The 23,253-nt window shown below is 52.0% G+C and carries 16 protein-coding genes and 1 pseudogene; 11 read left to right on the forward strand and 6 right to left on the reverse strand.

Annotated elements, in window-relative coordinates; all coding sequences use genetic code 11:
- Nucleotides 1–57: 57 nt before the first annotated feature.
- Both AC6I8I_RS19990 and AC6I8I_RS19995 read right to left on the reverse strand, forming a co-directional pair.
- Nucleotides 58–1,251, reverse strand: a complete 1,194-nt coding sequence (locus AC6I8I_RS19990) for an MFS transporter (protein WP_497828911.1) — start codon at nucleotides 1,249–1,251, stop codon at nucleotides 58–60.
- Nucleotides 1,252–2,159: 908 nt separating this feature from the next.
- Nucleotides 2,160–3,026, reverse strand: coding sequence for an SDR family oxidoreductase (locus AC6I8I_RS19995; RefSeq protein WP_497828785.1), 867 nt, complete (start codon nucleotides 3,024–3,026; stop codon nucleotides 2,160–2,162).
- A 107-nt stretch (nucleotides 3,027–3,133) separates the two neighbouring features.
- On the opposite strand from AC6I8I_RS19995, the gene AC6I8I_RS20000 reads away from it, so the two are divergent.
- Nucleotides 3,134–4,003, forward strand: a complete 870-nt coding sequence (locus AC6I8I_RS20000; protein ID WP_497828786.1) for a LysR family transcriptional regulator — start codon at nucleotides 3,134–3,136, stop codon at nucleotides 4,001–4,003.
- A gap of 287 nt (nucleotides 4,004–4,290) precedes the next feature.
- On the opposite strand, the gene AC6I8I_RS20005 is transcribed toward AC6I8I_RS20000, so the two are convergent.
- Entirely contained in the window at nucleotides 4,291–5,382 is a 1,092-nt protein-coding gene (locus AC6I8I_RS20005; RefSeq protein WP_497828787.1) for a mechanosensitive ion channel family protein, read from the reverse strand.
- A gap of 846 nt (nucleotides 5,383–6,228) precedes the next feature.
- On the opposite strand from AC6I8I_RS20005, the pseudogene AC6I8I_RS20010 reads away from it, so the two are divergent.
- The 3 genes and pseudogenes from AC6I8I_RS20010 to AC6I8I_RS20020 all read left to right on the forward strand — a co-directional run.
- Nucleotides 6,229–6,423, forward strand: a pseudogene (locus AC6I8I_RS20010) (winged helix-turn-helix transcriptional regulator); the annotation flags it as partial.
- Nucleotides 6,424–7,434: 1,011 nt separating this feature from the next.
- Nucleotides 7,435–9,207: a coiled-coil domain-containing protein gene (locus AC6I8I_RS20015; protein WP_497828788.1), complete on the forward strand. Its 1,773-nt coding sequence runs from the start codon at nucleotides 7,435–7,437 to the stop codon at nucleotides 9,205–9,207.
- A gap of 354 nt (nucleotides 9,208–9,561) precedes the next feature.
- A complete protein-coding gene (locus AC6I8I_RS20020; protein WP_497828789.1) occupies nucleotides 9,562–9,909 on the forward strand; it encodes a hypothetical protein in 348 nt (115 codons plus the stop codon).
- Between the two features lie 244 nt (nucleotides 9,910–10,153).
- Here AC6I8I_RS20020 and pdxR read toward each other — a convergent pair whose 3' ends face one another.
- Nucleotides 10,154–11,635, reverse strand: coding sequence for a MocR-like pyridoxine biosynthesis transcription factor PdxR (gene pdxR, locus AC6I8I_RS20025; protein WP_312055560.1), 1,482 nt, complete (start codon nucleotides 11,633–11,635; stop codon nucleotides 10,154–10,156).
- A 102-nt stretch (nucleotides 11,636–11,737) separates the two neighbouring features.
- Between pdxR and puuE the strand changes: the two genes are divergently transcribed.
- The 3 genes from puuE (at nucleotide 11,738) to AC6I8I_RS20040 (ending at nucleotide 16,039) form a co-directional block, all read left to right on the forward strand.
- A complete protein-coding gene (gene puuE, locus AC6I8I_RS20030) occupies nucleotides 11,738–13,003 on the forward strand; it encodes a 4-aminobutyrate transaminase (protein ID WP_312055561.1) in 1,266 nt (421 codons plus the stop codon).
- Between the two features lie 121 nt (nucleotides 13,004–13,124).
- The gene (locus tag AC6I8I_RS20035; RefSeq protein WP_312055562.1) at nucleotides 13,125–14,396 is read left to right on the forward strand and encodes a Glu/Leu/Phe/Val family dehydrogenase; all 1,272 of its coding nucleotides are present in this window, start codon (nucleotides 13,125–13,127) and stop codon (nucleotides 14,394–14,396) included.
- 161 nt (nucleotides 14,397–14,557) lie between these two features.
- Complete coding sequence (locus AC6I8I_RS20040) at nucleotides 14,558–16,039, forward strand: APC family permease (RefSeq protein WP_312055563.1); 1,482 nt, start codon at nucleotides 14,558–14,560, stop codon at nucleotides 16,037–16,039.
- Nucleotides 16,040–16,162: 123 nt separating this feature from the next.
- On the opposite strand, the gene AC6I8I_RS20045 is transcribed toward AC6I8I_RS20040, so the two are convergent.
- Nucleotides 16,163–16,855: a cache domain-containing protein gene (locus tag AC6I8I_RS20045; RefSeq protein WP_312055564.1), complete on the reverse strand. Its 693-nt coding sequence runs from the start codon at nucleotides 16,853–16,855 to the stop codon at nucleotides 16,163–16,165.
- Nucleotides 16,856–16,879: 24 nt separating this feature from the next.
- A complete protein-coding gene (locus AC6I8I_RS20050) occupies nucleotides 16,880–17,605 on the reverse strand; it encodes a FadR/GntR family transcriptional regulator (protein WP_312055606.1) in 726 nt (241 codons plus the stop codon).
- 318 nt (nucleotides 17,606–17,923) lie between these two features.
- On the opposite strand from AC6I8I_RS20050, the gene AC6I8I_RS20055 reads away from it, so the two are divergent.
- The 4 genes from AC6I8I_RS20055 to AC6I8I_RS20070 all read left to right on the forward strand — a co-directional run bounded on the left by AC6I8I_RS20055 (nucleotide 17,924) and on the right by AC6I8I_RS20070 (nucleotide 23,209).
- Nucleotides 17,924–19,351, forward strand: a complete 1,428-nt coding sequence (locus AC6I8I_RS20055; protein WP_312055565.1) for a gamma-aminobutyraldehyde dehydrogenase — start codon at nucleotides 17,924–17,926, stop codon at nucleotides 19,349–19,351.
- Nucleotides 19,352–19,359: 8 nt separating this feature from the next.
- Nucleotides 19,360–19,833 carry an ester cyclase gene (locus AC6I8I_RS20060; RefSeq protein WP_312757751.1) on the forward strand — a complete coding sequence of 158 codons (474 nt, stop codon included), beginning with the start codon at nucleotides 19,360–19,362 and terminating at the stop codon, nucleotides 19,831–19,833.
- A 263-nt stretch (nucleotides 19,834–20,096) separates the two neighbouring features.
- Nucleotides 20,097–21,989, forward strand: a complete 1,893-nt coding sequence (locus tag AC6I8I_RS20065) for a flavin monoamine oxidase family protein (protein ID WP_312055567.1) — start codon at nucleotides 20,097–20,099, stop codon at nucleotides 21,987–21,989.
- An 11-nt stretch (nucleotides 21,990–22,000) separates the two neighbouring features.
- Nucleotides 22,001–23,209 carry a cytochrome c gene (locus AC6I8I_RS20070; RefSeq protein ID WP_497828790.1) on the forward strand — a complete coding sequence of 403 codons (1,209 nt, stop codon included), beginning with the start codon at nucleotides 22,001–22,003 and terminating at the stop codon, nucleotides 23,207–23,209.
- The last annotated feature ends 44 nt before the right edge of the window (nucleotides 23,210–23,253 follow it).

The following is a 23,253-nucleotide window of genomic DNA, read 5'->3' on the forward strand; positions in this document are numbered from 1 at the left end:
GATAATCGCCGTTTGTGAATGACGCCCCGGCGGGCGGCACGTCAATCAGCCCACTCCTCAGGATTGTGCCGTGCTGGCAAATGAACCGGATCGCACCGCCAGCAGCGACACCAGCGCCAGTATCACTATCGTCATGCCATAAAGAAACGCGGTCTGGGTCAGGCCAATGTGTGGCGCGGCGATACCTGCCAGAATCGCCGGCACGGCGAAGGCGAGATAGCTTTTGATTAAAAAAGCAGAGAACAACCCGGCGCGCTGATGGCTTTCCGCCAGCTGCATAATAATCTTCAGCACATTTGAAAAGATTGAGCCAAATCCCTGTCCCGCTATGGCAGTGCCGAGATAGAGCCAGGCGACGCTATGCAAACCAACACCAGTCAGCGTGACACTGACGCCTGCTGTCAGCATCAACGTACCAATAAACAGCGCTCGCGCCGGTGCTAACGACCGGAAGATAAACACTGCGGCGGTCGCACTCAGCATCAGGGTCGCCACCACGCTGCCGCCAACAAAAGGTGAAGTCAGACCGGTAGCGCTGATCACCAGCGTCGGCATTAATGAGAGATAGAATCCGCCCAGCATCCAGGTTGCAATGTTCACCGGTGCGACTTTCAACAACGGCCCGAGCGCCCGACGCGGGATCATCACCTGCGGCCGGAGTGCAGCCAGTACGCCCGGCTGGGGTGAAATGGTTTCGGGTATCAGCGGTAACAGCGCCATCGTCACCAGCATCGCCAGCAACAATAGCGCATAGAGCGTGACGGTAGGGAAGGGAGCGTAAGTGACCAGTATGCTGCCTGCCAGCGTGCCCAGCGTCATTCCCAGAAACGCGGTGACTGAGTTGAGCAACGGACCACGATGTTTATTGGCATCGATCAGAGTGGCACCAAAGGTCGGTAAGGCGATACCGGTCGCAAAGCCCTGAACCAGACGGGCGCCGATTAAAACCGCGGCAGAATCTGCACAGATAAAAATCATCAGCGCCACGCTATTAAGCGCCAGCGCCAGCAACATCAGTGGCCGACGGCCGGTATAGTCAGAGATTTTTCCCACCGTCAGCAGCGCCGCCAGTAAGGCGAACGCGTAGACGCCAAATATCACGGTGAGCAGCGACGGACTGAGATGAAACAGCGTGCGGTAGAGCGGATAAAGCGGTGTCGGGGCACTGCTGGTGGCAGAAATCAGTACCGCGCCAGTGAAGCTGAAAAGCGTCAGGCGCGCAGCAGACTGGGGGGGCAGAACGGGCTGGATGGCTGTCATGAACGATACCTTAATGCAAAGGATTAGCTTTAATCAGGTATACGGGCAGGGCGTCCTTAATGCAATATCTTTGCTTTAACCTTTCCTGCGGTGTTGTTAGCAGGATGGGATTAAACCGAATGGGGAACCCGGTTCGGAGAGGTCAGTTCATAAGTAACTTTCTGAAAAATAGATGATTATATATCGTTACATTCATAAAGGCATAATCGTCAGCCGGTTTGTACGGATAACTGCGTTACAGATTCGCGGAGAATGTGTTCACTGATTACAGTGAATGAAGAGGGGGACAGGAGAAGCCAGAAACAGAGGTGAACAGGCCGTATCATTCAGTTATTTCGCTCAACTCAGACTGTCCGGGCGAGCACTAACCTGAATGTCCACGACAACAGCTTCGTTTTTGCCCTATAAGCGCGCAGGCAGGATAGTTAAGACGCTCGCATCTGCTGTTGCGGCCCTATGCGTTCGGCTAAAACAGCCGGTTCCTATGCGGGGGAGAGTCAGCGCAGCACTGAACGCTGACTGTACTGACTTCAGTGAACAATGAGCACCTGCAGCCATGTCTGCGTGAGTCAATCATCAGGACGCGTGCTCGCCTCAACCCGGATACGGATCATAACCCCTTCATACCGATCGATGACCATCGCAGCGGCGCTTTCAGGCGCGACTGCCGGTCTGAGCGAGGATGTCTGCTATCCAGCCCGTTAACCGTCTGAACAGGGTGAGGCTGGCGTTACACCACGTTGCCGCGCTTCGGTCGGCAAAGGATGAAAAATCGCCTCCAGCGCTACACTGGCTTTTCATCATGCCGGACAGGCGCTGAGTGGCGATGAACTATCAGGCTGTTTAACACTACGGGGCAGCCTGTCATCAGGTCTGCACCCGCAGAGTGAAGGCGTTATTTACCGGATGACGAGAGCGGTAACGAAGTCGCGATAGGAACGCAGCGGACGCCCAAGCAGCGTGACCAGACGCTCTCTGTCGCCATCCAGAGGGCGCATTCCCTCGCTGACGTAGCGCTCAGCCATCAGACGCATTTCATACGCCATCCACGCAGGCATAAACTCTGCCATGCTTGCCTCAAACGCTGCCGGATTGTCGCCGCCGTAGATGACCTGACGGCCCAGTAGATCGCGCCAGATCGCAGCAACATCTTCACCCGTCAGCGTATCAGGGCCGACAAGGTTAATGGTTTCAACCGGCAGCTTCTCGCGGGACTGGTCGCGACGCATCAGTTCAATCGCCGCAACCTCAGCGATATCCCGTGTATCCACCATTGCCAGGCCAATACTGCCAATCGGCATCGGATATACGCCGTGATTGATGATGACATCCTTAATCATCACTTCATTGTCGATGAAATAGGTCGGCCGCAAAATGGTGGCGCTAAAGTTCATCTCTTTCAGCATCCGTTCGACGCCATATTTAACCGCGAAATGAGGCACATTGACCGCAACATCGGCACCCATTACCGACAGGTAAACCACCCGTTCAACACCGCACTCACGGGCAACATTGAGTGTGATGATCGCCTGGGTATATTCATCGGCCACGACTGCATTCAGTAAAAAAAGTGTTCGGATGCCGCTGAATGCCGCGCGCAGGGAATCGATATCCAGTAAATCCCCCTTAACCACCTGCACGTTGTCAGCAAAGCCCGCCTTTGCAGGGTCGCGGGCCAGGACCCGAAAATCAGCGCCACGGCGGATAAGCTGGTCAACAAGATTGCGGCCCACGCGGCCAGTCGCTCCGGTAACAAGAATTGTCATGATCGTCACTCCGTAATATTGGGTTGGTGTGAATCAACCCTACATCGATCCGTTTTGCCTGGTAAGATGCTAATATCAGGATGGTTTGTTCCATAAATGAGACACCTATGGATATTAATGCTTTAAAAGATTTTCATCTGGTTGCCGTCTGGGGCGGCATTGGCGCAGCCAGTCGCGCCAGCGGCAGGCCAAAAGCGACGCTTTCGCGCAGGCTGGCAGAGCTTGAAGAGGAATTGGGTGTCCGTCTTATTGAACGCGGCGGCCACCGGCTGAAAATCACCGAGGCGGGTGAACAGCTTCTGTCCCGCACTGCCGGACCCTTACGAGAGATTGATGAAGCGGCTGAGGCGGCGCGGCAGCACTCAGCAAACCCGTCGGGCTGCCTGCGTATTGCTGCGCCGTTACTGTTTTCGCAACTGGCGCTGGGGCGGCTTCTGGCTGAATTTCATCTTCGTTACCCGGATGTCCGGATTGAAGCCATTTCTGAGAATCGGGTAAGCGATCTGGTTGATGAGAACTTTGACGTGGCTATCCGCATCAATCCGCAGAAAAACAGTTCGCTGGTTGGCAGGTGCTTCGCCAGAGACCGGATAGTGCTGGTGGCTGCGCCTGGGCTTACCATGCCATCAGGCGATGCGGAAAATCCGGCAGCGATCCCGGCGATCGTCATGTCCACCTATACCCGCGGCGATCTCTGGACCGTCGGGGAGCGATGTTTTGCACCTCAGCCAGTGATGAGCCTTTCTTCCCTGCCGACGATCCGTGATGCCGTTATGGCCGGCGCCGGAGCGGCCATGCTGCCGCAGTCTATTGTCAGCAGTCAGCTGGAGAAAGGGGAGCTTGTTTGCTGGGGGGAGGCGGGAAGCCTGACAGAACTTTGGGTGCTGCATACTTCGCGCCGGCTCCAGAGCCCAAAGGTTAAGGTGTTTGTCGACTTTATCTGCGAGCACTATCCCAGGGGCTGGTTCTGCACCTGATCCCGCCGGGTGAGATTACGCTAAGAGGCGGAGCATTCCGGCATGGCCAAAGTGCGTGTCTGGTAGGTACAGACGGGCAGGTCATCACGCTTTTGTCGATCACCAGCGAGGCACTGACAGGTTCGCTGATAAAGCTCCCGCATAACAGCCGCCGGTCATATCAATCAGGCTGGCGGCCGTCTGCTCCGGTCAGACCTGGCGTGAGGAGCAGAGCGGGGCAGTTTTGTGAGTAACAAAAGTACAGCGGCCCTGACGCTTACGCAGCTCGCTGTACCTTCCACTTTTATCTAAAACGACGGCGACTCACTCCGTTTCTCAGGAGCGGTATCGGTCAGGGAGGCTCTGACGTGAGGCAGACTCTGCGGGTAATTTTGCTGAATAAATTCAATCATCTTTTCCCGCACGTGACAGCGTAAATCAAAGGCTATCGGGGAGTTCTGCGCGGTCATCAGCATCCTGATGGTCATGGTTTTTTCGGTGGTATCGGTCACCTGAAGCACCTTAGTTTCCCGATCCCAGAGTTTGGTTTCATTCAGCACTTTTTCAAAATGCTGTCGCAGCGGTTCCAGCGGCATCGAATAATCAACATAGAGAAAAACTGAGCCTAAAATCTGGGCATTATTGCGCGTCCAGTTCTGGAATGGATTTTCTGTAAAATAGGTGATGGGTAACACCAGCCGGCGCAAATCCCAGATTCGCACCACCACATACGTCAGGTTGATCTCTTCTATCCAGCCCCATTCTTTTTCTACCACCACCGCATCGTCAATTTTGATCGGCTGCGTAAAAGCGATCTGAATACCGGCAAACAGATTGACCAGCGACTTCTGCAGGGCAAAACCGATGATAATACCGGCTACGCCAGCACCGGCGAGGATAGTGGTGCCAAATTTCCGGACGCCAGGGAAGCTGAGCAGAATCAGAGAGAGGCAGAATAACACCAGTATGACGATCACTACTTTCTTCACATAAATGATCTGCGTGCGAATTTTACGCGCACGAAGATTATTCGAAATATTGATGTCGTAGCGGATATAGAGCATATCCTGTGCCACATTGGTCAACCGGATTAACACCGAACAAAATGATAATATTATAAAAACGTTTACGCTATTAGTGATAAAGACCAGCAGATCCGGATGAATGTTAATGTAATTAATCCCTACATTGATCATCAGTAGGGGAATAAAAAGAAACATCGAACCGCGAAGGTGCTTTTCCAGAGATTTGAACAGTTTTCGGTCACGGCTCTGCCAGTAGCGAATAAACCTGAGAAGGATAAGACGTGCGAGAAAACCCAATACAAACGAGAGAGAGAAGAGTAATACAACAGGTACCCATGACGGGAGGCCAGATAACTCATCAAATATAAACGGCATTATTTTCCCTTATATTCAGTCAACAACCTTTGGCTGTCAGATAAATTTAAAAATTCAGTAACCGTTGTTTTCACGATTATCAGCAGGTAAATCACGTAACACCCCGACTTACCCGTTATTCAATTTATCAACTGACGTAACACATGAAATCTCCTGAAAATCGAATTTTATGAATAGCAACGCCGATACCGGCATCGTGCTGACGTTTGCTGCACCCGGCCAGATAACCGGGCGTCCACGCTGTGTGCCCGGCGCGATGCGACGACATGCGCAGCATTGAGTATGAACCATAGTGGCCGGGTTAACCGAAAATGGTTGCGACCGGCGTGGCTAAGATGAAACGCAGCTGTCTGGGTGGCGTCAGCCGGGCCGCTCCCGCCGCTGAGCTGATGTCATACCCGGTCTCGCAGCAGCGCCTCTGCAAACCGGCTGGCACGATGATCGCGATGGACTAAAGCAGGCGGAAGGGGCAAAGAGGGATTAATCCCGCTGATAACAGCAGGTGAGAGACCACTGTTAATCTCCTCACCATCACAAGAAGCGCACGCACGGTCGGAACCCGTGAGACGACATTGATGTCGTTTGGCTCGTCGGGTTAAGCGAACGCTGCCGTTTCTTCGAGATGATCCGACCCAAAGCTGGCAGAGTTTTTTATGCATTTCGGTCAGTTCACCGAGTCATACCGCAGCTATCCGCCCACACTCAGCCGGCGCGCTGAACAGCATCTGCACATTTTTTCAAGACGATAATGCGCGCCTGATATCAGGCAGAGAATCGCCGTCTCGGTAGAACACTAAAACGGGGAGTGAAAATGAACAGGCTTCCGCGTTAAAGCTGAATGGATATATTCAGCAGTTGAAAGATCCAAAAGCCGAACAGGTGCTGTTGCGAACTGATTATAAGAAGGTGCCACCGCGTGTGGATTATTCACTGACCCCGCCTGGCAGCAGCCTCTCCGATGCCATTATCACGCTTTGCAACTGGGGTACGAAAAATGCTGAGCAAATGACAAACATCTTTGCCAGTCGCGAAAGCAAATAGAGGCATTGCAGGGAAGGGGAACAGGGCAGTTATGCAGGATAACTGCCTCAATTTATCCTGCCCGATAGCCGGAATGGCAGCACTCAGGTCGTTATTTGTTCGGATAAATGGGGGAGCTAAAAGGTGGGCACGCTTCCGGTCAGTTTCACAGGTTTTATTGCCGGATGAATGATTAATCCGAACGTTCAGATAGCACTTTTTGCATAATATTTTTCTTTGCGAAACAATGGATTGAAATGTGCGTGTAATCGCATTCATATTTATGCTTAACAAAACTGATTAAGATCAATTTTAGCCTACCCATTCAGGGTTAGATTTCGCCTAACAGGCGGCACTCACCGCTTAAAGTCACCGATGTAATCGCTTTCACTTTTTTCCCTGAGAGAATTTTCCAGGTGGCTACTTTTTAGATTTTAATGGGGATTTATGGCCCGTTAATATCTGAAAAAAAATAAGACTGAAAGATTTTCAGCCGAAAAACCCTGATTCAGGTAACTGATAATGAACAAAAAAATCAATTCTGTTGCTGTTATGTTAGCTTTTTTTTCTTCGTTTAGCGCTATGGCCATCAATTATAATAACGTGAATTATCCAGCAGTTGAGTCACTACGAGCTGCATTAAATAACACTGTAAATCAGCACGCTCCTCTGGATGCTGCTCGCGCTGTTCTGGATAAGATGAATGCTGATTCAATAGAACAGGCCAAAATAACAATTGGCGATGCAGCACCCCATAAGCTGCTGGATCAACTGCTTCAGGACGCAACTTTACATCAAGGCATTATTCAGACACCCAGCGTTAACCCGCCAGCCGTTATTCAGCAAGACCCTCTGATTGCATCTACCCCGACTCATATTGATGAATCAGCTAATCCACATATTTCAAATCCTGACGCTGTTGCGCAAGTCACTGGTGATAATCAGGGTTGGAGTCAAAATACCGTGCGCCCTGGCTATGACGGATGGGCAGCTAACGGACAGAACGCCGGCCTGACTATCAGCGGTTCACAAATGAAAATGGATGAGGCTACCGCGCAGGCGAAGACGATTAACGAAGGTCTGCAGAATGCTGTCGCACAAGGCGATCAGCGAAATGAAGTAAGCCGTCGTTTAAGTGCCCAGACGAAAGAGCAGATTAATCATAATCAGCGATTCAGCGGAATAGTTAATTCAAAATTTGACAGCCAGCTTCAGCAGACTGCTCTGGAAGCAAAAGCGCGTGATGAAGCTCGGAAAGGTGAAGCGCTGACAAAAGCCAACCAGCAGCGCACCCGCCAGCAGATTGTGGCGGGTGGCGTGGCGGAAGTTAACGCACAGATGCAGCTGGAAGCGCAGGCGCGCGGTGAGGCGCTGACAAAAGCCAACCAGCAGCGCACCCGCCAGCAGATTGTGGCGGGCGGCGAGGCGGAAGTTAACGCACAGATGCAGCTGGAAGCGCAGGCGCGCGGTGAGGCACTGACAAAAGCCAATCAGCAGCGCACCCGCCAGCAGATTGTGGCGGGCGGCGTGGCGGAAGTTAACGCACAGATGCAGCTGGAAGCGCAGGCGCGCGGTGAGGCACTGACAAAGGCTAACCAGCAGCGCACCCGCCAGCAGATTGTGGCGGGCGGCGTGGCGGAAGTTAACGCACAGATGCAGCTGGAAGCGCAGGCGCGCGGTGAGGCACTGACAAAGGCTAACCAGCAGCGCACCCGCCAGCAGATTGTGGCGGGCGGCATGGCGGAAGTTAACGCACAGATGCAGCTGGAAGCGCAGGCGCGCGGTGAGGCACTGACAAAAGCCAATCAGCAGCGCACCCGCCAGCAGATTGTGGCGGGCGGCGTGGCGGAAGTTAACGCACAGATGCAGCAGGAAGCGCGGGCGCGCGGTGAGGCACTGACAAAAGCCAACCAGCAGCGCACCCGCCAGCAGATTGTGGCGGGTGGCGTGGCGGAAGTTAACGCACAGATGCAGCAGGAAGCGCGGGCGCGCGGTGAAGCACTGACAAAAGCCAATCAGCAGCGCACCCGCCAGCAGATTGTGGCGGGCGGCGTGGCGGAAGTTAACGCACAGATGCAGCAGGAAGCGCGGGCGCGCGGTGAAGCACTGGTGCAGGCAAATCATGATCGCGCTGAAGCGCAGAATGCAGCATTAAACGCCGCGCGTGCTGCCTCACTGGCGCAGCATGAATCTGAGGCCGCTCATGCATCCCAACTGGCAGCCCACATGTCGCAGGTAGCAGAGCAGGCACAGCACGAAGCCCAGCAGGCTCAGGCTGCTTTGACGTCGGCTAAATATGCCGCCGTGTCTGAAGGTCAGGCGCAGCAGGCAATGCGTGATCAGACAGCGGCTAAATATGCCGCCGTGTCTGAAGGCCAGGCGCAGCAGGCAATGCGCGATCTGACAGCGGCTAAATATGCTGCCATAAATGACAATATTCAGATTGCACACCAGCAAATTCAGGCGCTTGAAGCTGCAGCGGCCGCCAAATCATTAGCCGCTACAAAAGCTCAAGCCGAAGCTAAAGCTGCAATTGACGCGCAAAACACCTTAAACGCACCCACGGTTGGACAGTTAACACCGGTAAACAAAGTCCCGGCAATTGTCACCAATATTCCAGCCCCGGTGATTGCAAAAGTCTTCGTGGTTGAAAGTTCACACAACAACGGCGGCCAGCATAAAGGCACACATAATGAAGCCGCATCAACACGCAACAATGGCAGTAGTAATGCGCATTGTTCCGCGATGGGCGGACGAGGACAGGGCGGTCAGCGTAGTGGACACAGCGCTGCGGGTAATTTTTAGTGCCTGAATGAAAGAGGACGCTGGACCGGCAGGCTTAGAAGGGCGCCTGCCGTCTGACATCTGATTATCGTTAAGAAGATGAACGCGACATAATAGCGGAGTCACTGTCTGCTTGTCGCGCTTCACTCTCAGCAGGATGGGAGGCTCAGGCCTCCTGGCACACAACGTTGAAGATTTCCCTGTTTAAAATTTTCAAAATTCCCGAATAACGCGACTAACTGTGAGAAACGTAACCCTGCATATCTATGGGCGTGTATAAGTGCTCATCAATGACGACCGACGAACTCATAAAGAATATTCATCCGGCTGAACCGATGAATAATTTAACTGCTGAACCTATTCTGGAAATATAAAATGAAAAGACTGATTTGTATTACGTTATTTTTAAGTGCGCTGGCTGGTTGTTCAAATAATCCAGATGCCTCAGATTATGAACTTTGTCAGGCCATGAGCGGAGACACCTTTACCAGCGGGTCTGAAGCTGCACGCATGATGCAGTCAAGACAATTGGCAGGAATTGCAACTATTTCACCCTCAGACTGCGCGGCTATTGCTCAATCAACGGCGGCAGGGTGGCAACAAAAGGCGGCTAACCTGAACGCAGCCAGTGCCAGTTATAATCAAGCCATTCAAACGAGGCCTGTTGTTCAAACAACCTGTACGCCAGCCATCAACGGAGGTTTTATTTGTAATCAGCAATAGTCTTACCCACGAAAATCCGAAAAGCAGTGCTTCCCCGACATCCTGTCAACAGGCCTGTTTATTGACTCAGGATAACAGGATAGTTGCAAGAGCTACATCTATTCTCCCTTTGCCTGTTTTTATTCCGTAGCGGATAAAGCATGACAGCAAATACACGAAAGATGTGCGTAAGTTTACTGTAAAACAGGGCAGCGATGAAAATGATACCTTTCTGTCCGACCAGCTATCCCATTTTAATCCTGCTTTAATGCGGTCCTGCGCTGGAACGTATAATTGCAAGCAGCCGGACGAAAGCAGATTCAATTTCTTTTTCATCCATATGAGCAAAACCCAATAGTAAGCCTCGCGTTGTTGCCTTGCCCACAAAGTAGCGCGATAACGGACGAACCAGTAATCCGGCATTATTGGCATCAAGGGCAATGTTGACATCATCGCTTTCAACGGGAAGCTGCAGAATAAGATGCAGACCGGCATTACTGTTGTGCTGACCTGAATAGTCATTGCCCAGGTAGTGGGTGATAAGACTCACCAGGACCTGCCGGCGGCGTCCATAAAGCTGACGCATTTTGCGGATATGTGCCGCGTAATAGCCTTCGCGGATAAATTCGGCTAAAGCGGCCTGCATCTGCAGATGACCACCCCGATAAAGCTCACTGTGCATCTTTTTAAGCGGCGCCGATATTGCTTTTGGCAGAACCACATAGCCAAGCCGGAGAGCGGGGTAGAGGGTTTTACTGAATGTACCGATATAAATGACCGGACTGTTTTCTTCCAGCCCCTGTAGCGAGGGAATAGGCTGGCCGGAGAAACGAAACTCGCTGTCATAATCATCTTCAATAATCCAGCTGCCGCTATCCCGGGCGAGGGACAAAAGCAGCTGTCTGCGGCTCAGGCTCATAACAGACCCTAAAGGATACTGATGTGAGGGGGTGACGAACATCAGCTTTGGCGCAGTTCCGGAAGTTGCCGCCGGTATCAGCCCCTGTTCGTCTACCGGCATGGGTAAAATGCCCACACCATTAATCCGCAAAATATTCTTTATTCCCCAGTAGCCCGGCTCTTCCGTCCAGGCGGTATCACCTGGATTACAAAGTGAGCGCGTTACCAGGTCAAGCGCCTGATGAATGCCTTCTGTGATGAGAATCTGATCGGGACTACAGCGCACGCCACGCGCGGTGCGAAGATAGTCGGTCAGGGCGGCTTTAAGGACGTGTGCGCCGCCAGTCGAATCATAGGTCAGATGTTCCGGAAGCGGCTGGCGCGCCTGGCGATCGTGGATTTTTTTCATCACCCGATGGGGAAAGCTGACAACATCGGGTACGCCTGGCAGAAAGGCTCCCCACTGGCGAGGACTTGCGCTCGCATGCTGAAGAAGCTCAAGGCAGCGATCGGATAGAAGAGAACGATCCTCCGCGGGTGCCTCCTCCGCGCTTAGCAGCGGTCGGGCATCGAGGTTGTCCAGCACGCTATGGGTCACAAACGTACCGTTGCCGCGATGGGTTGAAATATAGCCTTCGGCCTGCAATTGCTCATAAACCCGCAGCACCGTGTTGCGCGACAGCTCAAGTTCTTCTGCTAAATCGCGCGTCGGTGGCATGCGGGCAGAAGGGTTGAGATTTCCCGTCAGGATTGACTCTGAGATGGCGATATAGAGCCGCTTATGCAGTTTTCCTTCTTCACACTGGGAAAATGCTTGTCTGATCACATCTCCGGCAATTGAACGCATTTGGATCCTATAAATAAAACATTCTGGCTCTCGTTAAAGGTGCCAAACGCTGACAGATTATTCATCGTATTACAAACAAATTGAAATCGATGAGGCATCAACATGAGTAATAACAATCTCCAGCAGCGTCGTCTGAGTGCGACCCCGCGCGGTGTCGGCGTGATGTGTAATTTCTTTGCGATGTCGGCAGAAAACAGCACGCTGACAGACGTTGAAGGGAATAACTATATCGATTTTGCCGCGGGTATAGCGGTGCTGAACACCGGCCATCGGCACCCACGCCTGGTTCGGGCAATGGAACAGCAGTTGCAGGCATTTACGCATACGGCGTATCAGATTGTACCTTATGAGAGCTACGTTGCGCTGGCCGAAAAAATTAACGCAGCCGCGCCGATTACCGGTCCGCTGAAGACCGCCTTTTTTTCTACCGGGGCGGAAGCGGTTGAAAACGCGATAAAGATTGCCCGTGCCCATACCGGCCGTCCGGGCGTCATCGCCTTCAGCGGGGCGTTTCATGGTCGCACATACATGACGATGGCGCTGACCGGAAAAGTGGCGCCGTACAAAAAAGGTTTTGGTCCGTTCCCGGGTTCGGTCTACCACGTCCCTTATCCTTCTCAGTTGCATAACATCTCAACCGCAGATGCGTTGATCGCCATTGAGCGTCTGTTCAAAGCCGACATTGATGCGAGCCAGGTCGCAGCGATTATTTTCGAGCCGGTGCAGGGGGAAGGCGGCTTTAATGTCGCTCCGCCGGAGCTTATCGCGGCCATTCGCCATCTGTGCGACGAGCATGGCATTGTTATGATTGCCGATGAAGTACAAAGCGGGTTTGCCCGTACCGGTAAACTGTTCGCCATGGATCACTATGCGCATCAACCCGATCTGATGACGATGGCCAAGAGCCTGGCGGGCGGCATGCCGCTGTCAGGCGTTGTCGGTAAAGCCGACATCATGGATGCTCCATCACCAGGCGGACTGGGCGGAACCTACGCCGGCAATCCTATGGCAGTGGCTGCGGCGCATGCGGTGCTGGAGATTATTCAGGATGAAAAGCTTTGCCAGCGCGCGGATGCGCTGGGCGAACGTTTACGGGTTGCGCTGCTGGACTGCAAAGAGGCGTGCCCGCAACTGGCGCAGGTTCGCGGTCTGGGATCGATGATTGCGGCAGAGTTTTGTGATGCTGAAACCGGCGAACCCTCCGCAGCGACTGCCCAGCAGATCCAGAAAAATGCACTTGATCAGGGGTTGCTGCTGCTGACCTGTGGGCAATACGGCAACGTGATCCGCTTCCTTTACCCATTAACCATCCCCGATGACCAATTTGACACAGCGCTGAACATTCTCCGTACGGTGATAAAAAGCTGATTCGCTGAAGCGCTGTCGTCACCCTCGCCGTAGTACTTAGCTCTCAGGAGCGCCGACGATAGGCATTTATCGTCGGTTTTTTTGTGCCCTAAAACTCATATTGTCTTATTCAGGAGGCTGAATGAAAACACTGTCATTTTTAAATGATCATAAGGATTCTGCATGGAATATTTTTATTACTCAGGTGGAAAGAGTCCTTCCCCATTTAGGTGAGCTGGAATACTGGGCTAACACCCTGATGCGCCCGAAGCGGGCATTGATTGTGGATATTCCACTCGAAATGGACGACGGCAGCGTCAAACATTTTGAAGGCTACCGGGTGCAGCACAACCTGTCTCGTGGACCGGGCAAAGGTGGCGTCAGGTATCACCCGGACGTCACGCTTGAAGAAGTGATGGCGCTTTCCGCCTGGATGACGGTGAAATGTGCCGCGCTGAATCTGCCGTTTGGTGGCGCGAAAGGCGGGATCAGAGTTAATCCCGCCTCACTGACCACCAAAGAACTTGAGCGGCTGACGCGACGTTATACCTCTGAAATCGGCCTGATAATCGGTCCTCAGCAGGATATCCCGGCACCCGATGTGGGCACCAATGCCCAGGTCATGGCGTGGATGATGGATACCTATTCAATGAATGTTGGGGCCACCACAACCGGCGTGGTCACCGGCAAACCGGTTCATCTTGGTGGATCGCTGGGACGGGTTAAGGCCACCGGAAGAGGCGTCTATGTTACCGGGTTAAGGGCTGCCGAACGACTCGGGATGTCAATCCACAATGCGCGTATTGGTGTTCAGGGATTCGGTAATGTAGGCAGCGTTGCGGCGCAATTGTTTGCCAGTAAAGGCGCGAAAATAATCGCCGTACAGGATCATTCGGCAACGCTGGTTAACGAAAACGGGATTGATGTCGACGCGTTGATTGCCTGGCAGCAGCGGAACGGTGAGATTCGCGGCTTCAGTGACGCCGGGCAGCTGGAGAGTGAGGCATTCTGGACGCTGAGTTATGAAATTGTCATTCCGGCGGCTTTGGAAGGGCAGATCACCGCCGCGCGAGCAGAGCAACTTTCCTGTCAGCTGATCCTTGAGGGCGCGAATGGACCGACTGTCCCCCAGGCTGATGACATTCTGCATGAGCGCGGTATTACGGTATTACCTGACGTGATCTGTAATGCGGGCGGCGTGACGGTCAGCTACTTTGAATGGGTTCAGGATTTCTCAAGCTTCTACTGGTCTGAAGAGGAGATCTACCAGAAACTGGACGCAATCATCCTCCGCGCATTTGACGATGTCTGGCAAAAATCAGAACAGCTTGGCGTGCCTCTTCGCACTGCCGCTTACGCAATTGCCTGTGAGCGTATTCTCTCTGCCAGAGTGGATCGCGGTATCTACCCCTGACCCTCAGCCCCGTTGCCGGGGGCTTTCCCTCACACTGAATTCCAGCCCGGTTTTAACCGTTTCTTTTAACAAAAATGTGACATAGTCAATATACATATAACTTATTATGTTTTATAAATTAGCTTTATCGCCCGAGATTACGCCACGAGAGAGAGCGACACATGGAACAGACATCCGAGAAAAATAAGCTTAATAATCAGCCGGAAAGCAAAGAGCAATTCAACCGATCCATTGGTCTGATTTCAAATTTTGCGCTCGGCTTCACCTATCTTTCCCCCTTAACCGCCGTGTATTCGCTGTTTGCTCTGGCCATTACCCTTGCCGGGCCGCCCGCGGTGTGGTGGATCCTTATCGTGGCATGTGGTCAGTTACTGGTCGCACTGGTGTTTGGTGAAATCGCGTCACAATATCCAATCACCGGCGGGCTGTATCCGTGGGCGAGACGTCTGTGGGGCAAAAAATTTGCCTGGATCACGGCGTGGATCTATTTATGGGCACTTGTTGTTACCATTACCTCGATCGCTGAGTACACCTCTACCTTTGTCGCCTCGCTCTTTCATTTTGCTCAGTCACCGCTCAACCTGCTGATGACCTCGGTTGTGCTGTTGTTGATGATGATGGGCGTGAACATGTCGGGCACCCGAAACCTTGCTCGCGTAGCTAAAATTGGCTTCTGGTGTGAAATTGTCAGCGTTATCGCGCTGGGGATTTACCTGCTGATATTCCACCGTTCTCAGCCGTTTTCAGTAATCTTTGACTCAATGGGCATAATGGCCAAAGACGGCAGCTATACCACGGCCTTCATGTCGGCGTCACTGATGGGATTGTTTATGTTCTTTGGCTTTGAAGCCTGCGGCAACGTGGCGGAGGAGGTCAAAAATCCCGGCAGAAAGATTCCGCTGGCGATGATCCTGAGTATCGTGTTTGGTGCAATCTCAGCGGTCATTTCAGTGATGGGCTATCTGCTGTCATCCCCCGACCTGGCCAGTATTGTCTCTGGCAAAATCGCCGATCCGATTCCGGTGATCCTTAATGAAGCATTGGGCAGCACCGGTGCCACGGTTTTCATTGTGATAGCCATCATCGCGATGCTGTCCTGTATTCTTTCACTGCAGGCTGCACTGAGCCGGCTAATCTTCTCTTTCTCGCGCGACAAAATGCTGCCGGGCAGTGAGTGGATGTCTAAAATCTCGAAAAACAGCGTACCGGACAATGCCATGCTGGTTAGCTGCATTCTGCCCGTCATTATTTGCGTATGGGTTTACTTTCAGCCCGATAACCTTTCCCGCATCACCGCGTTTGCGGTTATTGGCATTTACATCTCGTTCCAGCTGGTGGTGCTCGCCGCTTTACGCCAGCGCTTAAAAGGCTGGAAGCCAGCGGGGGAATGGTCACTCGGCGCGTGGGGTGTCCTGGTTAACCTGTTCGCCCTGGTTTACGGACTCTGCGGCATCTGGCTACTGGCCCAGCCTGCTGACAGCGCCGGTTTCCTTGATCGCTGGACGGTGTTAATTGGCCTGGTGGTGGTGCTGATCACCGGACTCATATACATGAGCGTCGCGAATCCGTTTGGCCGCTCAAGTGCGCCCGAAAATGATGCTATCGAATACGCCAGCAAACTGCGCGCAAAAGAGGAATTTTGATGGCCGGGTAGATAAAGCCGAAACGGGTGTATTGAAGCTGAAGCCGTCGCGTAATGCGACGGCTCTTTTCATTCTGGCGGGCTAACAACCGGTTCATTCTGAGGCGTAACGGCCGGGCACGTTCTACTGTCTGTAAAGCATTGCGTACTCGTTTCGATGAATCGGAGCCTGATGTTCAGCGTTGAACAACTCACCGATGCGCAGCCGCGGATTGGTCGAAAAAATAATACGACCTTCCAGATTCGTCAGAATGACTTTTTGACTGGCGCAGAGAGGTAACAGTTCTTCTTCTATCCGGCTGACCAGAATATCGAGTGCCGCAACGCCCAGCACCTGACCTTCAACCCGAACCGGAACCGCAGCGGTGAGGGTAAGCGAGGTATTACAGATATAGTCGACGTAGGGCCCATGTATATAGGATTTTCCTTCTGAAATGGGCGTTTTGAACCATTCAAAGGTCCGGAAATCCAGCCTTTGCTGGGTGGACTGGTCAAGGTCAAGACTGACCTGTTTCAGGCCATTATCTTTTTTATACCACCACTCCAGCACCCAATACTCCTGCACGGAATCGGTACTTTCTATGTGGCCAGCCACGCCGGTGCCTGAGCAATAGAGGTTATCGTTTAGCGTCTGTTTGATCAGGGGAAGGATCGCCAGTTTAACCGCCGGCTCAAGTAATGCCTCGGGACCATACTTGTTTTGACTGTCAAGGCAATGGCCAATCTTCTCAGCTAATAAACCGGTACTTTCGACAGTAGAATTGATGATGTCATCAACTTTTAGGATTAGCGCGCGCAGCTGCTCTGAGTGATTCATTTTCCACATTGCCTATACAGGTTATTATTCAGAATGGTAATTCATTTTCTTTTCTAATAAATATTCGGTGAAGGTATCGATAAGTGTTGAGGCGGCTTGCGCTGCCGCATTTTCTGAATGTGATGCCAGCGCATCTGTCAGAACGGCATACCGATCTATAACCTCTTTATGAATGCCCGCAGAGCGGTAAAGTACCGCCACCAGCGAAGCCCACTCAGCCTGAAGTTGCAGTTCCTGGTTTGCAAGCCTGGCGGATTGTGAACTTGCTGCAATCGCCAGCAGGCAACGCATATCTGCCTGGGTTCGTTGTTCAGGCGTGCTGGCCGCCGCCAGCAATTCGGTAAACTCCAGCAGCCGCGTCATATCCTGTCCGGTCATTCTGCGTGAAGCCAGCCTGGCGCTGTGGCTGATGATAGCGCTGTGCATCTCAGCTAAATCAGACAGGTAATCGGTACTTATCCCTCTGAACGGGTTGAGATCCTTACCGGAGTGCAGAACCTTTTCGCAGACAAAACTGCCGCCGTTCCGGCCGCGCACGGTGTGGATTAAATTATTCGCCCGCAGGGTATTAAGCGCTTCCCGGATAGTGATGTGCGAAACGCCCATCATTTTTGCCAAATCAGACTCATTTGGCAGCTGTTCATGCGGTTCCAGCAGGCCGGTAACAATGGCATTTGATAGCCGCTGAACGATCTGATCCGAACGACTGGCCTGTCCGATAGGTGCGAAAATAACCGCGTGAGTAATCATAATATTCTCTGAAAGTCCCTTATGCAGGGCGCCATACTTAACATAAAGCCCCAATGCAGGGAAGCGCTGAATACCGTTCTCATTGATGACCCGGTGCGAAAAAAAACGGCCCCGGTTTGCTGATTTTTCCTCGCCTCCAGCGGCTGGCGCTAAAGACTAAACCCTTTCATCCGCGTCCGGCGACGGCGGTTAGGCCAATGTAATCATTTTGTTAAAAATGAGAGCCGCTTCATGTTGTCAGGACTCTCCGATTGAACTGGAGCACAATAATATATATTACATATTATATTATATGTATTAACCAAGGCGGAGAATGTCATGCAAACCCTACAGCACTTTATCAACGGTCAGTACGTGTCAAATCAGGCGGACGATTACTTTGCGCTGATTAGCCCGGTGGATGGCGAAACCTATGCGATGTCACCCAACGGCGGACAGGCTGAAGTTGGACTTGCTTACGATGCCGCTGAACGGGCGTTTACCGTCTGGAAAAAAACCACGCCGGCTGAGCGTCAAAAAGCGCTGCTCCGTCTGGCGGATGAAATAGAAAGAAACGTCACGCGTCTGGCTGAACTGCAAAGCAAAGAAACCGGGCAGCTCAGGCACTTTATTGAAAAAGAGGAAATTGCCGCATCGTGCGATGCTATTCGCTTTTTTGCCGGCGCGGCACGCTGTCTGGAAGGCAAAGCTGCGGGTGAATACTCAGCGGGGTTTACCTCGGTGATCCGTCGGGAACCGCTGGGCATTGTCGGCCAGGTCACGCCGTGGAATTATCCCTTCATGATGGCGGTATGGAAAATTGCACCCGCTTTAGCTGCAGGGAATACGGTGGTGTTAAAACCGAGTGATACCACCCCGATTAGCACCTTATTGCTGGCGGAATTAGCCGCACCTTTCTTCCCGGCTGGCGCATTCAATGTGGTGCTGGGGAAAGCACAGACCGGCTCGCTGGTGGTATCAAATCCGGTCGCGTCGCTGGTGTCGATTACCGGTTCTGTGCGGGCGGGTCTGCAGGTAGCAGCGTCTGCTGCGGCTAATCTCACCAAATCCCATCTTGAACTGGGCGGTAAAGCGCCGGCGATTGTATTTGCCGATGCTGACGTAAATAAAGCGGTTGAAACCATTACCACCGCCGGCTTTTTTAACGCAGGACAGGATTGCACCGCGGCGACCCGTATCCTCGTTGAGGCGTCGGTCTATCAGGAATTTTTGCATCAGCTGATTACACAGACACGCAAAATCAGATTCGGCACCCCTGACGATCGTGCGGCATTGTATGGCGCGTTAAACAGTCAGGGTCAGCTTGAGCAGGTTAAAGGTTTTATTGAGCGTCTGCCGTCACACGCCAGGATTGAAATTGGCGGAAATGCCGGTAAAGGACCCGGTTTTTACTTTGAGCCGACGATTATTTCCGGCCTCAGGCAGCACGATGAAGCGATCCAGCATGAAGTCTTTGGCCCGGTAATGACTATCCAGCCTTTTACTGATGAAGCCGATGCGCTGCTTAAAGCGAATGATGTGGAATATGGTCTGGCAGCCAGCGTCTGGACTAACAGCCATAGCCGGGCACAGCGCTTTAGCATCGACCTCGACTTTGGCACCGTGTGGATCAATAACCATATTCCGTTGTGTGCGGAGATGCCGCACGGTGGATTTAAAAAATCCGGTTATGGCAAAGATTTATCCTCTTATGCTCTCGACGAATACACCCGCGTCAAACACATCATGTGCGACATTAACCATTAAGGTGAGATATGAAATTCATTAAAATCGCTGCCCTTAGTTTGATTTTTAGCGCCTCTGGCGCACTGGCGGAAGAGTCACCTCAATCGGTGATTGAACACTATATGGCAGCATGGAATGCCCATAGTGCTTCGCAGGCGTCCCGTTATCTGGCCAACGATGTGATTTATTATGATGCGGCGACCGGTTCGCCGGTAAAAGGAAAGGAGAAGGCGGAAAAAGAGGTTATTGGGGCTTTTATCCAGGCGGTTCCCGACCTGAAATGGAAAATGACCAGCCAGCCGGTTTTCAATAACGATACGATCGCTTTTCAGTGGGAGTTCTCAGGAACCAACGCGGGAGAGTGGGCAGGCAGCCCCGCCACGCACAACAAAATAAAGTTCGAAGGGGTCAGCTTTATCAAAGTCAATGAGGGGAAAATTACCTATCAGGGTGACTATTACGACTCAAAAAAACTGGATGCTGAGCTTGCAGCTGCGAATTAACCGGTCAACCCGATGACGTTCCACGGGATAACGCAGAGCAGATTTTCTCTCAACGTGGATCGGATTCAGGATGGGTATTTCTTAACTGATAAACGCATCGGGGAGATGACAGAAAAGAACATGGAAATATCACGATAAATACAGTGAGCCGAATGCTGCCGATAACAGCGTGACGGCGTCGCTGCAGAAGGCGCTAAAGAGCAATGACTTCATCAGTGACCTGTTGAATGGAATGCGTTAACTTCAGGAATTAAAGGTAAAATATGTCTATCACTCGACGCGATTTTCTTAACGGTATCGCTTTGACAATTGCGGCAGGGTTAACGCCCGTTGAGTTACTCAGAGCGGCAGGTCAGGACGCGATAACACCGTCTGATCGCTATTACCCGCCCTCACTAATGGGTTTACGAGGAAATCATCCTGGTTCGTTCGAAGGCGCGCACGCGCTGGGCCGTGAGCATCAGAAATTCGACTTCAGTTCGTTACCAGCAGAAGAAGAGTACGATCTGGTGATTGTAGGCGGAGGGATCAGCGGTCTGGCCTCCGCCTGTTTCTGGCAGCAGCTGGCAGGAAAAGAAAAAAAGATCCTCATTCTCGACAACCATGACGATTTTGGCGGCCATGCGAAGCGGAATGAATTTACCGTCGGCCAGAGCCGGATGATTGGCTATGGCGGCAGTGAATCTTTTCAATCGCCGACACATAACTTCAGTCCTGAAGTGAATAAACTGCTGGCCGACATCGGAGTGAGCGTTGTTAAAATGAAAAAAGCGTTCGATCAGAATTTTTATCCTGATCAGATGCTGAGCCGTGGCGTTTTCTTTGATAAGCGAAACTTTGGCGAAACAAAAATTGTCAGCGGCGATCCGGGACGCGCCGTCTCGGATGATATCCCGGCTGACAGACTCAATGGCCGTAAGATCGAAGACTTTATCAATGATTTTCCGTTAAACGACGCCGATAAAGCCGACTTAATTGAACTTCATGTCAGACCGAAAGATTATCTGGCAGGAATGAGCGTTGAAGAAAAAATCGCCTGGATGGATAAACACAGTTATCGCCAGTTCCTGGCTGAAAAAGTGGGGCTAAGCAACATGGCCTTACTCTATTTTCAACAGCGCACCAATGATTTCTTTGCCATAGGTATTGAAGGTATCTCCTGCAGCGATGCCCGTGTCTGTGCGTTGCCCGGCATGGAGGCCATGCATCTTCCGCCGCTGGATGAGGAATCATTGGCCGATCTTGAAGAACCCTACACTTATCATTTTCCCGATGGCAATGCGGGCTTAACACGCTTGCTGGTCAGGCATCTTATCCCTGATGCGTTACCGGGCCATACCATGGAAGATTCGGTCACTGCCGGGCTCGATTATGCGAGTCTGGACAAAAAAGAAAATAAGGCCCGCCTGCGACTGAATAGCATCGTTATTAATGCGACAAACAGCGATAACGGTGTGCTGGTGACCTATATCAATAATGGCAGGCTGCATCGTGTGCGTGGTCGCAATACGATTATGGCCGGTTATAACATGATGATTCCCTTCCTTGTGCCAGAGACGCCTGAAAAGCAAAAGGACTATCTGAGGATGAACGTCAAAGCGCCATTGGTGTATACCAACGTCGCAATCCGTAACTGGCGATCGTTTAAAGATGTGGGAATTCATGAGTTCTACTCGCCTGCTGCGCCTTACAGTCGGGTTAAACTCGATTATCCCGTCAGTATGGGGGATTACCACCATCCCCGGAATGCCGATGAACCCATGGTGGTTCATATGGTTTATGTGCCTACCTATCCCGGCAGTAATCTCACCGCGCGCGAGCAATTTCAGCGGGGACGTGCCTACCTGCTGGGCACCTCATTTGATACCCATGAAGCGATGATTCGTGAGCAGTTACAGGAAATGCTCGGGTCTGTCGGGTTTGATCATCAACGGGATATTGCCGGTATAACGGTTAACCGCTGGGCACACGGTTATGCCTATTACGCGAGTTCCCTGTTTGATGATATGGACAAAATGCCAGAGATTATAAAAGAAGCGCGTAAACCGATTGGGCGTATCGCTATCGCCAATTCTGATTCCGACTGGAGCGCCTACGCGCATGCTGCTATCGATCAGGCATGGCGAGCTGTTAATGAACTGGCAACGTTAGGCTAAGGAAAAATATTATGTATAAAACCATCCTGACGGGCGCTTTATTTATTTCTGCAAACAGTTTTTCCGCTACACCTGACGGCGAATATCTCTCACGTATTGCCGACTGCGCTGCCTGCCACACTAAAGAGGGCGGTGAACCTATGGCTGGCGGTAAAAAATTCCATACGCCATTGGGTGATATTTACTCAACGAATATTACGCCCGACAGTAAAGAGGGCATCGGCGCATATAGCTATGATGAGTTTGAACAGGCAGTGAGACGCGGTGTTGCGCCAGGGGGGCACTATCTCTATCCGGCAATGCCGTATCCTTCCTATTCAAAAATGACCGATGAGGATATTCATGCGCTCTATAGCTACTTTATGCATGAGGTGAAACCCTCCGGGCAAAAAAATCTATCGGCGGATATTCCATGGCTCTTTTCGCCGCGCTGGCCGCTGCGTATCTGGAACTGGATGTTTACTGACAAACCCGCTAACACGGCGAAGACGCCCGTCGGGCCTGTTGCTGAACTTATCCAGCGTGGAAAATATCTGGTCGAAGGTCCAGGCCACTGTGGCGCCTGCCATACGCCCAGAGGCATTGCTCAGCAGGAAAAAGCCTATGACAGTAGCGATGCTGCCTATCTCAGCGGCGCGATGATAGATGGCTGGTTTGCGCCCTCCCTGAGAAATAGTACTGTTCCGGATGAAGAGCTAAAGGATTTACTTCAGAAGGGCCGGAGTAAGCATTCCGCTATTACAGGGCCTATGGCTGAGGTCGTGACACAGAGTACACAATACCTGACGAATAACGATCTCACTGCGATCACCGCGTATTTATCAAGCCTTGATAATACTGTTTCTCACGCCGGGCAAAAAGTTCCTGCTACGGTATCAGCGCATCAGCCGGAAAACAGGGCGGGAAAAACCCTCTATTTCCGATATTGCTCTACCTGTCACGATGTTGAAGGGAAAGGAACCGACTATAACATTCCTTCGCTGATCAATAATTCATCAGTAGAAGCGGAGGATCCTGCCAATCTTATTCGCGTCATCGCTTTTGGCGCAGAAACACCGGTAACTCAGGGAAATATTCCTTACAAAATGCCCGCATATCACGGTCAATTAAACGCTCGGGAGATGCGCGACATCGTCAATTATGTAAGAGGGGAGTGGAGCGTTAATCAACAACCGGTCAAGCAACAACAAATAGAGGCGGTGATTAATAAAGGTCATTGATCCGTCAAGGGTTGCCGTTAACCGGGAGCACATCATTCCTCATC

This window comes from Pantoea sp. X-Soil-YNGN-775, assembly GCF_059730575.1.

Bases quoted from the DNA above. Each gene is read 5' to 3' on its own strand.
- AC6I8I_RS19995 (WP_497828785.1), bottom strand. From the start codon at position 3,026: ATGACAATTCTTGTTACCGGAGCGACTGGCCGCGTGGGCCGCAATCTT.
- AC6I8I_RS20000 (WP_497828786.1), top strand. From the start codon at position 3,134: ATGGATATTAATGCTTTAAAAGATTTTCATCTGGTTGCCGTCTGGGGC.
- AC6I8I_RS20005 (WP_497828787.1), bottom strand. From the start codon at position 5,382: ATGCCGTTTATATTTGATGAGTTATCTGGCCTCCCGTCATGGGTACCT.
- AC6I8I_RS20015 (WP_497828788.1), top strand. From the start codon at position 7,435: ATGAAAATGGATGAGGCTACCGCGCAGGCGAAGACGATTAACGAAGGT.
- AC6I8I_RS20020 (WP_497828789.1), top strand. From the start codon at position 9,562: ATGAAAAGACTGATTTGTATTACGTTATTTTTAAGTGCGCTGGCTGGT.
- pdxR (WP_312055560.1), bottom strand. From the start codon at position 11,635: ATGCGTTCAATTGCCGGAGATGTGATCAGACAAGCATTTTCCCAGTGT.
- puuE (WP_312055561.1), top strand. From the start codon at position 11,738: ATGAGTAATAACAATCTCCAGCAGCGTCGTCTGAGTGCGACCCCGCGC.
- AC6I8I_RS20035 (WP_312055562.1), top strand. From the start codon at position 13,125: ATGAAAACACTGTCATTTTTAAATGATCATAAGGATTCTGCATGGAAT.
- AC6I8I_RS20040 (WP_312055563.1), top strand. From the start codon at position 14,558: ATGGAACAGACATCCGAGAAAAATAAGCTTAATAATCAGCCGGAAAGC.
- AC6I8I_RS20045 (WP_312055564.1), bottom strand. From the start codon at position 16,855: ATGAATCACTCAGAGCAGCTGCGCGCGCTAATCCTAAAAGTTGATGAC.
- AC6I8I_RS20050 (WP_312055606.1), bottom strand. From the start codon at position 17,605: ATGATTACTCACGCGGTTATTTTCGCACCTATCGGACAGGCCAGTCGT.
- AC6I8I_RS20055 (WP_312055565.1), top strand. From the start codon at position 17,924: ATGCAAACCCTACAGCACTTTATCAACGGTCAGTACGTGTCAAATCAG.
- AC6I8I_RS20060 (WP_312757751.1), top strand. From the start codon at position 19,360: ATGAAATTCATTAAAATCGCTGCCCTTAGTTTGATTTTTAGCGCCTCT.
- AC6I8I_RS20065 (WP_312055567.1), top strand. From the start codon at position 20,097: ATGTCTATCACTCGACGCGATTTTCTTAACGGTATCGCTTTGACAATT.
- AC6I8I_RS20070 (WP_497828790.1), top strand. From the start codon at position 22,001: ATGTATAAAACCATCCTGACGGGCGCTTTATTTATTTCTGCAAACAGT.